The 13,488-nt window shown below is 70.1% G+C and carries 13 protein-coding genes and 1 pseudogene; 8 read left to right on the forward strand and 6 right to left on the reverse strand.

The annotated features are described in order from the left end of the window. Nucleotides 1-675: 675 nt before the first annotated feature. Entirely contained in the window at nt 676-1,641 is a 966-nt protein-coding gene (locus ACZ466_RS03440; protein WP_378283424.1) for a lysylphosphatidylglycerol synthase domain-containing protein, read from the forward strand. Here the strand turns inward: ACZ466_RS03440 and ACZ466_RS03445 are convergent. From ACZ466_RS03445 to ACZ466_RS03465, 5 genes are all read right to left on the reverse strand, one after another. Next, the gene (locus tag ACZ466_RS03445) at nt 1,595-2,464 is read right to left on the reverse strand and encodes a DUF1444 domain-containing protein (RefSeq protein WP_378283423.1); all 870 of its coding nucleotides are present in this window, start codon (nt 2,462-2,464) and stop codon (nt 1,595-1,597) included. The genes ACZ466_RS03440 and ACZ466_RS03445 overlap by 47 nt on opposite strands. Before the next feature lie 944 nt (nt 2,465-3,408). Then, nucleotides 3,409-4,215 (reverse strand): amidohydrolase family protein, encoded by an 807-nt coding sequence (locus tag ACZ466_RS03450; protein ID WP_378283422.1) that lies wholly within the window; start codon nt 4,213-4,215, stop codon nt 3,409-3,411. Continuing rightward, a complete protein-coding gene (locus tag ACZ466_RS03455) occupies nt 4,205-4,771 on the reverse strand; it encodes a TetR/AcrR family transcriptional regulator (protein ID WP_378283421.1) in 567 nt (188 codons plus the stop codon). The genes ACZ466_RS03450 and ACZ466_RS03455 overlap by 11 nt, the downstream gene beginning before the upstream one ends. A gap of 359 nt (nt 4,772-5,130) precedes the next feature. Beyond that, on the reverse strand, nt 5,131-5,697 hold the full coding sequence (locus tag ACZ466_RS03460) for a hypothetical protein (protein ID WP_378283420.1): 567 nt from the start codon (nt 5,695-5,697) through the stop codon (nt 5,131-5,133). Nucleotides 5,698-6,357: 660 nt separating this feature from the next. Beyond that, complete coding sequence (locus ACZ466_RS03465; RefSeq protein WP_378283419.1) at nt 6,358-7,206, reverse strand: hypothetical protein; 849 nt, start codon at nt 7,204-7,206, stop codon at nt 6,358-6,360. Here ACZ466_RS03465 and ACZ466_RS03470 point away from each other — a divergent pair. Continuing rightward, nucleotides 7,205-7,876 carry a gamma carbonic anhydrase family protein gene (locus ACZ466_RS03470; RefSeq protein ID WP_378283418.1) on the forward strand — a complete coding sequence of 224 codons (672 nt, stop codon included), beginning with the start codon at nt 7,205-7,207 and terminating at the stop codon, nt 7,874-7,876. The two genes, ACZ466_RS03465 and ACZ466_RS03470, sit on opposite strands and share 2 nt — an antisense overlap. Nucleotides 7,877-8,053: 177 nt before the next feature. Here the strand turns inward: ACZ466_RS03470 and ACZ466_RS03475 are convergent, their stop codons facing one another. Further along, complete coding sequence (locus ACZ466_RS03475; protein WP_378283417.1) at nt 8,054-8,794, reverse strand: alpha/beta hydrolase; 741 nt, start codon at nt 8,792-8,794, stop codon at nt 8,054-8,056. Between the two features lie 382 nt (nt 8,795-9,176). On the opposite strand from ACZ466_RS03475, the gene ACZ466_RS03480 reads away from it, so the two are divergent. From ACZ466_RS03480 to ACZ466_RS03505, 6 genes and pseudogenes are all read left to right on the forward strand, one after another. Then, on the forward strand, nt 9,177-9,356 hold the full coding sequence (locus ACZ466_RS03480) for a hypothetical protein (protein WP_378283416.1): 180 nt from the start codon (nt 9,177-9,179) through the stop codon (nt 9,354-9,356). Next, the gene (locus ACZ466_RS03485; RefSeq protein WP_378283415.1) at nt 9,353-9,892 is read left to right on the forward strand and encodes an ATP-binding cassette domain-containing protein; all 540 of its coding nucleotides are present in this window, start codon (nt 9,353-9,355) and stop codon (nt 9,890-9,892) included. Before ACZ466_RS03480 ends, ACZ466_RS03485 begins: the two co-directional genes overlap by 4 nt. Before the next feature lie 10 nt (nt 9,893-9,902). Next, nucleotides 9,903-10,451, forward strand: a pseudogene (locus tag ACZ466_RS03490) (LLM class flavin-dependent oxidoreductase); the annotation flags it as partial. Further along, nucleotides 10,349-11,224, forward strand: a complete 876-nt coding sequence (locus ACZ466_RS03495; RefSeq protein ID WP_464042815.1) for an LLM class flavin-dependent oxidoreductase — start codon at nt 10,349-10,351, stop codon at nt 11,222-11,224. The pseudogene ACZ466_RS03490 and the gene ACZ466_RS03495, both read left to right, overlap by 103 nt. Before the next feature lie 209 nt (nt 11,225-11,433). Continuing rightward, nucleotides 11,434-11,976 carry an RNA polymerase sigma factor gene (locus ACZ466_RS03500; RefSeq protein WP_378283413.1) on the forward strand — a complete coding sequence of 181 codons (543 nt, stop codon included), beginning with the start codon at nt 11,434-11,436 and terminating at the stop codon, nt 11,974-11,976. After that, nucleotides 11,969-13,306: a VOC family protein gene (locus ACZ466_RS03505; RefSeq protein WP_378283412.1), complete on the forward strand. Its 1,338-nt coding sequence runs from the start codon at nt 11,969-11,971 to the stop codon at nt 13,304-13,306. The genes ACZ466_RS03500 and ACZ466_RS03505 overlap by 8 nt, the downstream gene beginning before the upstream one ends. The last annotated feature ends 182 nt before the right edge of the window (nt 13,307-13,488 follow it).

Below are 13,488 nucleotides of genomic sequence, written 5' to 3' on the forward strand. Positions count from 1 at the left end.
CGCAACCCAGCAACCGCACAGGCCGCCCCCACAACCGCGCAGAGCGCCGCGGCAACCGCGCAAGGCTGCCCAGCAAGCGCAGAGGCCGCCCCGACAACCACGCAAGACGTCCCAACAACCGCGCAACGCAACCCAGCAACCGCACAGGCCACCCCGCCGACAACGCAAGACGGTCCCGAAACCGCGCAACGCGCCCTGACAACGGCGCAACGCGCCTCGGCAAGGACGCAAAGCGGCCCAACAACCGCGCAGGGCACCCCGACAACAACGCAACACAGCCCGGCAACGGCGGGCGTCCTGGCAACCGCAGAGCCCACCCCGGCACCTGCGCAAGGTGAACTTTCGGGGCCACAGGTGCCCACCACGGGTCTGCACAACTCCACCGCATGCCAGCCGGAGACCTGTGAACCTCCGCCGGCCACCTGCGAACACCCGCAGGTTGGTGAGGTGCAGATGCAAGGCGCCTCCGTGTGCCCGCAAGATGGCACCGCAAGTTCACCAGCCGCCTCGGGTCGCCTGCGAACTGTGGCCAGCCGCGTGCACCCGCGCACGATGCTTGCCCGGCTCCTACCAGGACCCTTTGCACGTGGCTACGAGCGCATCGCGACAAGCGGGCAGAGGCGTTCCAAGTCGCCCTCCCGCCCACTCCGCCGCTGGAACTGGGTCCTGCACTGCGTGCTGGGCGCAGCGGTCGTGCTCGGGTTGCTCGCCGCACTGTTCGCGCTCTATGGCGACGACCCCTGGCGTTCCATGGCGGCGGCGTTTCGCAACGTCCGCTGGGAGTTCGTGCCCGCGTTGGCGGTGCTGTCGGTCCTGCACTACGTGCTGGCCGCCATCGCGTTGCGCGGCGCAGCCGGGCACAGGCTCCCGCTGTACGAGACGACCCTGACCCAGTTCACAGCGGCCGCCGCCAACCGCGTCACGCCCAGCGGTCTGGGAGCCGTGGCCGTCAACACGCGCTACCTGGTGTGCAGGGGCATGCCCCTCCGCAAGGCGGCCGTGAGCGTCGCCTCCCTCCAGGTGGCCGGAGCACCGGCCGACCTCATCCTGCTGATCATCGTGCTGCTGATCGCCCAGGACTCGCGCATGCTGGAGACGGTGGCCGGCCAGGCCGCCAAGATCGTCGACCTCCTCCCTCCCCTCCCGGCGCTGCTCGCCGCTGCCCTGCTGCTGCCCGTGACCGTCCTCCTCGTCCGACGGGCCATGCGCTCCCCCGCGGTCGGCCAGGCGCTCACCGGGATGACCGACCTGTGCCGCCGCCCCGGAGACCTTGCCCTCACCCTCACGGCCTCCGCCGCGACCACGTTCGTGCTCGGGCTGGCCTTCGCGCTCAGCGTCCTGGCCGTCCCGGGAACCGCCACACCGAACGACATCCTGCCGCTGCTGGCCGCCTACCTGGTGGGCGCCGCCGCCGGCGCGGCACTGCCCGCACCCGGGGGGCTCGGCTCGACCGAGGCCGCGCTGGTCGGCGCGCTCGCCGCGGTGGGCATCGGCGCCGGTACGGCCCTGCAGGCCGTGCTGCTCTTCCGCGCCATCACCTATTGGGCACCGGTGCCGGTCGGGCTGCTCACCTGGCGCACGCTCCGCACCCGGATCAGTCCCGAACCAGCTGCTCCAGAAGCGACTGGAACTCCGCGCTGATCGACACGGCCAGGGTGTCGTCCTGCTCCTCGACCGCGCCCGCCAGCCGCAGTTCCCCCTCCTGCCACCAGTAGACGTTCGGGCTGACCGAACGCGGACCCTCCTGGAAGCCCGCCCACGCCAGCCTGATCAGCATGTTCATGGCGCCCGGCACGTCGTCGCCGCGCACCGGAGCGGCGTGCACCACGCCCTGCGCGGGCACGACGACCAGCGCCCCGTGCGGACCGGTCACCGAATAGTCGCCCGCCCACAGCGCATGCGCCGTGACGTATGCGGTCTCCCCGCCGAGCGAGCACAACCGCACCCCGTCGAAGTCGCCGTCCTCCATCTCCAGCGGGCCGTCGGCCCGCACGTTGTCACGTGCGACGCGGAACAGCTCGTCCGACTCGGTCTCCCACTCCGCCGCCATGTCGGTACTCACGATCAGCAATGAGGTCGGCTTGTCGATGACCAGCACCTCCACCAGGCCGGGCGCCACCGATCGCTGCACGATCTCCAGACCGGCCTGGAAGTCGTCGGCGTACAGCCGCATCCGCAGCAGGGGACGAACCAGCGCGTAGTCGCCCAGGTCGAGCGCGTCGTCGCCCTCGACCTCGGTCGTGGCGATCAGCGTCCCCACGAAGTCGGCCACGATCGCGGGCCACTGGCCCTCGGGCTCTCGCGCGACCCACTGCCGCAGGTTGGTGAGGTACATGCGCACCGGCTCCTCACGCCCCTGCCGCCGGAGTTCCAGCTCGTCACCGTCGACGACCGTGAACCCGTACCCGTGGTGCTCGACCACCGCGCACACCAACCCGACGAGCGGATCATTGGTGACGTCCACCACGGCCCCTCCCCCGACGTCACCGTCACGGCCGTCACCGGCATTTCCTGCTCCACCTCGGGCCGAGTCGCGCCTGCCGAACCACTTCATGTTCTCCGCCCTTCGGCGCTTGTCGTCCACCGGACGGGCTCAGCCTAGGGGCCCCCTCCGACATTCCCGGGAAGCCTGCAAACATCATGCGAATGGAGGTCACGAGGCCATTCCCACTTGACACCACGCCGCCAGAGACCGCTGCCTCTCAAACCATGCCCGGCCCGTGCGACCCACCGAGACGATGAGCCTGATGGCCGACCCACATCAACTACCCGTGCATCGGTACAAGCCATACAGAAGCCCGTTCGCCGCACTCACCCACGCGGCCGACGCAAACCAGTCTTCACTACAACTCGGCCCGGCACCTTCCACCCTTTCAACGAGAGGGCACCGCTTTCATCGCCTCCCCCGAGAGGGAAACCCTCCTTCAACCAGGGCCAGCGACCTCGGATCGATCCGGCGCCTATCATGTACCGACTCCCTGGCGCATTGAAGGACTCGCTACAAGGCCGAACGCTCGAGTGTTCCAGTCTCCCCACCCCCCGATTCGTTTGAACGAGCCAGGCAAGAACGGCTGGGCAACGAGGAACGTCCCTCGTCCGAGCCACGAAGCCACCGAATCGCCACTTCATGGCCATCTCCACTGAGGGCATATAGCACTTCAGTCGATTTCGCACCCACCGAAACGCCAATCAGTCCCACCCGACCTCATCGAACCCCAGCCGTTCACCAGGAAGCACACCCAACAGCGCAGGAGCGCTCTCCGAGTATGCCGCCACGGCACTTCCCCTTCTCGGGAAGCTCTGAAGTGCCGACTCACCGACGATCAGACTGTTCCGCGGGTACCTTCCACACGGATCGGCGCACATGCTCGAAGGGTTCGTCTCCGGCCGGTGCCTTTACATTGTAGATCACAAGCTGAAAACCTTTTGCGCGTTCCCTGCCAGGAACGCCTCTCGCTGCCCGTCCTCCAGCCCCAGGTCGTCCAAACCGCGCAGTGCCCGCTCCGCGGTGATCATCGGGAAGTTGGTGCCGAACATGACCTTGTGGCCGCGCTGCTTCATGTAGCGCACCAGCTCAGGTGGATAGCGCTCCACGGTGTACGCCGAAGTGTCGATGTAGACGTTCGGATGCTTGCGGCATACCGCGACCATCTCCTCCGTCCACGGGTAGCCGATGTGGCCCCCGACGATGACCAGCTCGGGAAAGTCCAGCGCGACTTGATCGATGTACGGAATGGGCCGTCCAACTTCGCTCGGGCGCAACGGCCCGGTGTGGCCCACCTGCGTGCAGAACGGAATGCCCAGCTCGACGCATTCCGCGTACAACGGGTAGAAGAGCCGGTCGGTGGGCGGCCGCTCCCACAGCCAGGGCACCACGCGCAGCGCCTTGAAACCGAGCTCATTCACGCAACGCCGCAATTCCCGTACGGCCTCCATGGGTTTCCGCAGGTCGACCGAGGCAACTCCCACCAGCCGGTCCGGCGCCACCGCCACGAACCCGGCCACCTCGTCGTTGCTCACGAGGTCGCCCTCGGGCCCGTACCAGGCGCTGATGAGCCCGACGTCAACGCCCCCGGAGTCCATCGCGGCCACGGTGACATCGACCGGGACCTCTTCGTCCGAAGGCTTCCGCCCGATCCACCGCCACAGCGAGTCGAGCATCTCGTGCTGCAGGAACCGGACCGTGCCGTGCTGCATCCACGCGTCAACGATCATCCTTGTCTCCTTCCAGAGACCTCCAGGCGGCCTGCCCCAGCCGCGCGATCTGCCGGTCGTCCGGTGCGGGAATCTCCCCGTTGAGCCAGAGCCGGCACAGTTCCTGGGCCGGCCCCAGCCACAGCACGAAGGCGGTCACCAGATCCAGCTCGGGCAAGGCGCCATGGTGTGCGTGCGCCCGCCACCAGCCCTGCACCTCCCCGTAGAACGACCGGTTGCGCCCCCGCAGGACGTTCCCCCCAGGCGGCCGTTCGGTGAACAGGAACCTGGCCCGTTCCGGATGCTCCATGCACCACCGCACGTGGAACGCCACCACGCTGGCGACACCCTCATGCGGATCCGCATGCTCACGCAGTTCCACCAGGAAGTCGGCCTGGTAGAACTCGATGCACTCCACGAACAGCGCTTCGGCGACCTGCTCCTTGGACGCGAAGTGGTGGTAGAAGCTCCCGACGCTGACACCGCCGGCCTCCCGCAACCGGCTCAGCGTCGTCCCGTTCACCCCGTCCCGCCCGAACAGCTCCAGCGCGGCCCGAAGAATCCGCTCCCGTCCCATAGAGCTGAATTCTGTTCTACTAGAACATTCTTCTACAACCCTAGAGAAGCCCCCAGTCGGTACCCCTCCCCCTCACCACGGCCGCCCGGCCACCTCCCTAACCGCAGAAGGCCGCGAGACGCTTCCACCGACCGCAGCGCCAGCCTTGACGAGGACGCACCCGCGGCCCAGGGGCTCACCGTGCGCCAAAGCCCTGACCTGCGGCGGCACGCCTGGCGGCGCTCACCTCACTGGCAGCCGCCTACCGGGTCTTGGCGGGCTCGGTTTTGCTTCGCGATCTGGACGGTGACGCTCGCCTCCGGCACCGCCTCACCCAGGTATCGCGCTTGCGCGGTACCGAGGACGCACCGAGACAGGCTCTAAACACCGGCCGGGGCGACGCGACGGTCGCAGGAACGGCGCCTGTGGTAGTCGACAGTGACGACCATCAGGAGCGGCGCCCAAGCCAGCAGCGGGGCATAGCAGATCACCTCCAGTTGCCCGGCGAGCCCCGATGGCGGCGGGATGGGCTGCTCCCCACCTATCACAACGGGGCCCTGGTCCACCCAGTCGAAGATGTTGTTCAACAAGAGGTAGGCGTAGAGCCCGAAGATGCAGATGCTTCCGGCGACGGCGGGAACAACCGCCGCCATCGGGGGGACCCGCCTGCCTCCGAGCAACGGGATCCATCGCGGCAACGCCTCTCCCCACGGCTGGACGAGTCCCAACGTGAGCAGGGCCAGCACCATGGAAACGACGCTGAGCGACGGCACGTAGATCTGCTCCGCCAACGACCCGCCGATCGGGTGCACCTCGTCTTCGTCGAAGAGCCCGGCCACCAGTGCGAGCCGCCACAGAGCCGACGGCAACACGCACAGCGGCACGGCGTAGGCCGCCCACACGATCCTCTTGGGCGGTGACGGGGCAACGACAAGTTCGTTCGACATGAAGCTCCTCTCTTCGCTCCGTCACCCTCTGCCACCCACTACCGGGTCGGCTTCCCTCGCGAGCACTGGCCGCCTCCCCCTCGAGGACCATCCCAGCCGCCAACCACCACCGCCCAACCCCGCACCCGGCGGCGTCTGGACCGGCTGCTCGGCGGACTCGTTCTCGGCGGCGGTGTCGGTCACCTGGCGTCTCCTTGATCATCGGATCCGCCGTTCATTAGACACTCCCGGCTCCGACAGCGGCCGAAGCATGGCCCCTGGACTGTCGAGCGGCCCGTGCCGCCAGGGGCCCGCCGATCACGGCGCAGCCCGTTGCCTCGCTGAACGAGATTGCGGCTCGCAGAACAAGGTCAAAGCGGGGATGGCCCCTGCACCGGCGACCACACCGCTGGATGGAAACTCCATTGAACGGGCCAGCGCCCGTTGATCGGTGGCGGTCTGCAAATGAGGGCTGGCGTCTGGAACGGCGATTTGGTGGAGTATTGGTTCGTCGTCGGCCACCAACTGCAGGTCATGGTGTGACGGCAGGGAGAGCATCGGCGGGGCCTCGTCCCTCCTCGATGCTGGAGGCGTTGGCGGTTCAGCAGCGCGCACGTGATCTCCTTCTGAGTCCGCTACGGGCGAGATCGCATTGGTTGGGTGGGAGCGTGGACGCGGGGTTCATCCGTTGCTCCCCAAGCCTCTGTGGAGGCGGGCCAGGCGGTCGGCTATGCGGTCCATGGTCTTGTCGTTCGGGTTCCAGCCGCGGTGGAGGAGAGCCGTGAGCAGGGCCTCGAGGTAGGGGCCCGGGCGTGGGAGGAAGTCCCTGGTGACGGGGATGATCTCCCATCCCTTCTGGCGGGCGAGCCAGCGGCGGCGTCCCTCGTCCCTGGCCCTCGCCCGGGGGCCGATGTGGTGCGGTTCGCCGTCGTACTCCATGCCGACGCGGAACTCCTCGTAGCCGAGGTCGATGTAGAAAGGGTCACCGCGCGGGCCCATGACGGGAATCTGCGTCTGGGGCCTCGGAAAACCCGTGTCGACGAGGACGAAACGGGTCCAGCTTTCACCTGGGGACGCGGCGCCCGGATCGCCCAAGCGGAGCATTTCGCACAGACGGGAGGAATGGGGAAGCCCTTTCAGATCTTGGGCCATGCGTTTGAGCGTGGCCGGCTCGACTCCCGCGCGCAGGAACTGGTCGAGGGCCGCGATCGCTTCGAGGCGGGGAAGCCAGCGGGCGCAGTCGAGGGCCGTCCGGGACACGGACGTCAGCCGTACTCCCGCCTCCTCGACGATGTGGGACGGCGGCAGATCCTCGCCGGAGGTCATGTCGATCTCCCGATCCGGCTCGGGCGGGCCGGGCGGTAAGACGTCCAGGCCCCAGATCCACGCGGCGGTACGGCGCGCGACGACCTTGGGCGGACGGAGCCTGCCGATCAGGGCCGCACGAGCTGCGGTGGAGGTCGCCTGGTCGTGGTCGAGCGGACCGACGGTGGTGCCGGCGAACCGCCAGCTGAGGTTCGTCGTGGTCATGACGTCGATGCTGCCGACCGGGCCGGGTGATCGGAAGAAGGTCCGCGAACTGTGGATAACCGGGGAGACTACAAGCATGATCATGGAGCATCGGGGACGGCGGCCGGTGGTGCCGGAGTCGGCGTACGTTGCGCCCTCGGCGGTGTTGTGCGGGGCGGTGGTACTGGGCGAACGCGTCCGCGTTTTGCACGGGGCCGTGTTGACGGCCGAGGACGGCGAGGTGCGGATCGGCTCGGACGTCGTGGTGATGGAGAACGCGCTCGTCAGGGGACGGGCGGCGCATGCGGCAACGGTGGGCGACGCGGTGCTCGTCGGTCCTCACGCGCACGTGAACGGGGCGACGATCGAGGACGAGGTCTTCCTCGCGACAGGAGTGTCGGTGTTCCCCGGAGCGGTCGCCGGGGCCGGATCGGAGCTGCGCATCAATAGCGTGCTGCACGTCAATTCGCGGCTGGCCCCTGAGACGGTGCTGCCCATTGGGTGGATCGCTGCAGGGGACCCCGCGGAGCTGTTCTCACCGGACCGGCATGAGGAGCTGTGGGAGGTCCAACGCGAGATGGACTTCCCCGGCACGGTATATGGGCTTCCCAGGGGTTCGTCCATGCGCGAGGTGATGGCGCGCCAGGTCGACTATTACGCGGCTCATAGGCACGACCGGCTCGTTGAATGACGCGCCTGGCACACCGCGGTCTGCATACAGGTGGGCCGAATGCACGTCTTGTTGACGATGCGCCCTGAGTGACCGTGCCCCGGGCGGCTGTCGCGTCTGGAGGAAGGCACTTCCTCTTGGGCGTTGCGCCTTGGCGAGTACGCGGCCGTGCAGGGATGGGGCTTTGGGTGGCTTGGCCTAGCGTTGCGCGAGGGCCCACTTGCCTATGCGCTTGATGAGGTCTGGGGTCGCCGCCACCTCGGCGTGCCCGAATCCGGGTTCGATCCACAGCTCACGTGGGTCACGCGCCGCGTCGTACAACTGGTGGGCGTGCTCCAGGGGTAGGAACGGGTCGGCGTCGCCGTGGACGACCAGCAGCGGAGTCGGGGCGATGCGTGAGGCGACCATGTGCGGCGCCTCCGGTTCAGGGTTCCAGCCATTCGCGGCGACGCGCGTACCCCGGGCCAGGCGCACCGCGAGTCGGCCCACGCGACGTTCGATCACCCAGTGAACGCGCCGCATGGGAACCGTGTCGCGGTAGTACCAGCGTGCGGGTGCGCTCACGGAGACGACGGCATCGACGCCGCCGTACAGGGCCGCGTGCCGTACGGCCACGGCTCCGCCCAGGGAGAAGCCCGCCACGGCGACGCGTTCGTATCCGCGGCGGCGGGCCGCGGCGACGGCGGCCTCGATGTCGAAGACCTCCCTGTCGCCCACCGTGGAGCGGCCGCCGGACCGTCCATGACCGCGAAGATCGAGGCCGAGCACGCCGCCGTGGGCGCTGAGCACGACGGCGATCCGGCGCAGTGGGGGCTGCCGCCAGGAGCAGGTGAACCCGTGGGCCAGGACGATGCACAGTCTGGGGTCGCCCGGGGTGTGACCCGCGTCGATGCGAACGCCGTCGCGGGTGAACAGGGTCAGCGGCTCGGTTTCCCTCACATCCGTATCATCGCGAACTTCCGGATTTGTCCGATTAGCGGGTCCCGATGCCGCATGCCGCTTCGCCTCGGCGGCCTCGCCATCGTCCGGCTTCCACCCGCCCATCCCCGCCCCCGTTCAGAACCCGCAGCCCCAAGCATCCCCTCTGGGGCGCGCGATCATCCCGCGCAAGCGGCCGTGTCCTGCGATTTCAGCCGCAGGGCTGACACCTGACGCTCGCCATGGCGTCGATTGTGCCGGGTGACGGCACGCGGGTGATCGGCCTCCGCATGATTCGCCCAGAGGATGCCCACGCGTACGAACCGCCCACCTCGGATAATTTCTTATAAAAACGGTATGTATAGTCAGCTAGCCAGGGATATGGCTGCAAGAAGGAGGGCATGTGACGGCGGCGAGCGGCCGGGGGCTGCATCTGAACGCCTTCATCCAGGGCGTCGGGCATCACGAGGCGGCATGGCGGCATCCGGAGACCGACCCGGCGCGGCTGACCGACGTGCGGTCCGGAGCGGATCGGGCAAGAGCACGCTGCTGCGGGCCCTGGCACGGCTCGATCCGGACGTGAAGGGCTCCGGGCACCTAGAGGTCCCCGAGAACCGTTCAGTGATGTTCCAGGACTCCCGCCTGCTTCCCTGGGCACGGGCACTCGACAACGTCGTCCTGGGCCTGGACGCCCCCGACTCCACCGTGCGGGGCCGCGAGGCGTTGGCGGACGTGGGCCTGGCCGGACGGGAACGCGCCTGGCCCAACGCACTGTCGGGCGGCGAGCAGCAGCGCGTCGCGCTGGCACGTTCCCTGGTGCGCGAACCGGCACTGCTCCTGGCCGACGAGCCGTTCGGCGCCCTGGACGCACTGACCAACTGCGCAAAGCACCGTCCCGCAGTGCTTCTGGTGACACACGACGTGGACGAGGCCATCACCCTGGCCGACCGCGTCCTGGTACTGGACGAGGAGCGCATCGCCGTCGACCTGCAGATCGGCCTGGCGCGGCCAAGGGACCACGAGCACCCCGACTTCCTGGCCACGAGAAGGACCCTGCTGCAAGGGCTGGGCATCACGAAGGAGGACGCCCGCGATGGCGCCGGACCGACTGCACCTTAACGTTTTCGTGATGGGCCACGGCCACCACGAGGCGGCCTGGCGCCATCCGCGTTCCACCACCGCCGCCATCACCGATGTCACCCACTACAGGCGGCTGGCGCAACGCGCCGAGGAGGGCCTGCTCGACTCGGTGTTCTTCGCCGACCAGCTCATCGTGGGCGGCGACACCGAGCACCGCCCCCGCAGCGGCCTGGAACCGCTGACGCTGCTGGCCGCGCTCGCCACCGCGACCGAGCGGATCGGGCTGATCGCGACGGCGTCCACCACCTACACCGAGCCGTACAACCTCGCCCGGCAGTTCGCCTCGCTCGACCACATCAGCCATGGCCGGATCGGGTGGAACATCGTCACCTCGTGGGCGCGGGGCGCCGCGCGCAACTTCGGGCTGGACCGGCCCATCCCGCACGACGAGCGGTACGCCCGCGCGTTCGAGTACATGGAGGTCGTCACCAGGCTGTGGGACAGCTGGACCGACGACGCGATCCTGCACGACCGGGAGTCCGGGCGCTTCGCCGACCCCGGCAGGATCAAGGGGGCCGGGTTCGAGGGCCGCTACTACCGGGTGAACGGCGCGCTGACCGTCCCGCGGCCGCCGCAGGGGATCCCGTCCTCGTGCAGGCCGGGTCGTCGGAGGAGGGCCGCCAGTTCGCCGCGCGGTACGCGGAGGCGATCTTCACCGCGCAGCAGGATCTGGCCGCGGCGCGCGACTTCGCCGCCGACGTCCGGCGCCGTGCGTCCGCCGCGGGCCGCGACCCCCGGCACATCAAGATCCTGCCGGGGATCAGCCCCATCATCGGCTCGACCGAGGAGGAGGCCCGGCGGCTTGAGCGGGAACTGAACGAGCTGACCGTCCCCGAGGTGGGGCTGCGCCACCTGTCGGCCCGCTTCGACGGCGTGGACCTGTCGGGCCTGCCGCTGGACGAGCCCGTCCCCCTCGACGCGCTCCCACAGCCCGGCGACGTGCAGGGGCCGCAGAGCCGGGCCGCGCTCATCACCGAGCTCGTCCAGCGGGAACGTCCCACCCTGCGCGAGCTCCTGTACCGCCTCGCCGGGGGCCGCGGCCACCTGGTCGTGACCGGGACGCCCGAGCAGATCGCCGACCGGATCGAGGAATGGGCCGAGGCGGGCGCCGCCGACGGCTTCAACGTCATGCCCCCGTACCTGCCGGGGGGCCTGGACGACTTCATCGACCACGTGGTGCCCGAACTCCAGCGCCGCGGCCTCTTCCGCAAGGAGTACACGGGCACGACGCTGCGCGACCACTACGACCTGCCCCGCCCCCGCAACACCGTCTTCGAGCCCGAACCGAACGCCTCGAACGAGCCCGCCTAACGCCTCGTACGGGACCGCCTGGCCCGCGCCCGACATCGCCGGGCTGGGCCGGGCGGTCGCAGCGGTGCGGGCCGTCGCGGCGGTCCGGAGGCCCGGACATCGTCGACAATACGCCCGGTCACGATCAAGCGCTGATCGATTACGCTGAGTGATGGGATTTTTTCCGCGTCCGGGCGTCGGAGATCCCGGGCGTCGAGCGATGGAGGGGTATGGGACGACCGAGGCAGGAGGTGGAACCGGACCCGGGCCCAGCGCTGCTCTCCCTCTACGACAAGGCGCTGCCCGAGGTCTACGGCTACCTGCTGTCCCGGTGCGGTCGGCGGGCCCTCGCCGAGGATCTGACCGCGGAGACGTTCCTGGCCGCGGTCGAGGCGGTGCGCAAGGAGCCGCCGCCCGACCTGTCGGCGGCCTGGCTGGTGGGGGTGGCCCGGCACAAGCTGGCCGACCACTGGCGGCGCGCGGCGCGCGAGGAGCGCGGGCTGCGCGAGGCCGACGCCGGCCGCCCGGACACCGACGACCCCTGGGAGGAGCGGCTGGACGCGCTGGTGGCCCGGGACGTCCTGGCCGCGCTGGGCCCGCACCATCAGGCGGCGCTGACCCTGCGCTACCTCGACGGGCTCCCGGTCCCGCAGGTCGCCGACCACCTGGGCCGCACCCTGCACGCCACCGAGGCGCTGCTGGTACGGGCGAGAGCCGCGTTCCGGCGCGCCTACAACGAACGCTGCCACGGAGAGGAGGGCCGCGATGGCTGACCCGTTGGAGGCCCTCCGCGCCTCGATCACCCCGGCCGACCCCGATCCGGTCTTCGCCGCCCGGCTGCGCGAGCGGCTGCGCCGGGAACTCCTGCGCCCCACGGGCGCCGACACGGGAGGCATCATGCCCACCACGACCGCCCGCACGGGCGGGGCCTCGGGCCCCGCGACCCCGGCCGAGCCCGCGGAGCCCGAGGCCCGGGTGCACTCGCTCACGCCCTATCTGTGCGTCGACGACGCCCCGCGCGCCCTCGAGTGGTACGCCCGGGTGCTCGGCGCCCGGCGGCGCGGCGAGCCGGTGATGATGGAGGACGGCCGCGTCGGCCACGCCGAGCTGGAGATCGGCGACTCGGTGCTGATGCTGGCCGACGAATGGCCCGAGCTGGAGCTGCTGGGGCCCAAGACGCGCGGCGGCCCCAGCCAGTCCGTCTACCTCACCGTGCCCGACGTCGACACGGTCGTCGCCCGCGCCGTCGAGGAGGGCGCCGAGCTCGCCCGGCCGGTCGCCGACTACCCCCACGGCCGCAACGGCGTGATCGTCGACCCCTTCGGTCACCGCTGGATGGTCACCTCCCCGCCCGCGCCCACGCCCGGTCCCCGGCACGGCGACATCGCCTACGCCTCGCTGTTGCTGCCCGACGTCGAACGGGCCACCGACTTCTACGGCTCCGTCCTGGGCTGGCGCTTCGCCCCCGGCAGCGCCGCGCAGGGCCGCCGGGTCCAGGGGCTCCCCCACCAGCGCATCGGGCTGTGGGGCGGCCAGGGCCACCGCACCCTGTTCCTGTACTTCGCGGTCGACGACGTCCACGCGGCCGCAGAGCGCGTCCGCTCAGCCGGCGGAGCAGCCGAGGAGCCGCACGACGAGCCGTTCGGGCGGGTCTCGAAGTGCACCGACGACCAGGGAATGGACTTCGCCCTCTTCAACGAGCCCGGAAGCGCCCCGGCATCCTCCACCGGCGCCGGCCGGCCCTCCCCGCCCGTGAGCGCGTCCCAGGGGGAGATCTCCTACCTGACCCTGCAAGTCCCCGACTCCGCGCGCGCCCGGGCCTTCTTCGGGACGGTGCTCGACTGGAACTTCTCCCCGGGCCGCGTCCCCGACGGCTGGTCGGTGCAGATCGACGACGGTGAGCTCCACCCCATGACGGGCATGCACGGCGGCCACGACCGTCCCACCATCGTCCCCGTGTACGCGGTCGACGACATCGACGCCGCCGTCTCCCGCGTCCGGGCCGCCGGCGGCACCGCCACCGAGCCGGAACGGCGGCCCTACGGCACCCTCGCCGAATGCGTCGACGACCAGGGCAGCCGCTTCTACCTGGGAAGCGAGTGACCGCCCCCGCGAGCCCGATCTCGGCCCGCGACCGGGCCGAGATCGCTGCGGGGGGCCGCGGTGAGCTGCGGACCGCGACGCATCCGACCGCGCCGCATACTGCCGCACAGCCGGCGCGCGCCCGCCGCCGGCGACGCGGCCCCGGTGGCGAGGTAGCCGCGTTCGAGTGCGCCGGCCACACC

Source organism: Actinomadura rugatobispora (assembly GCF_055379765.1).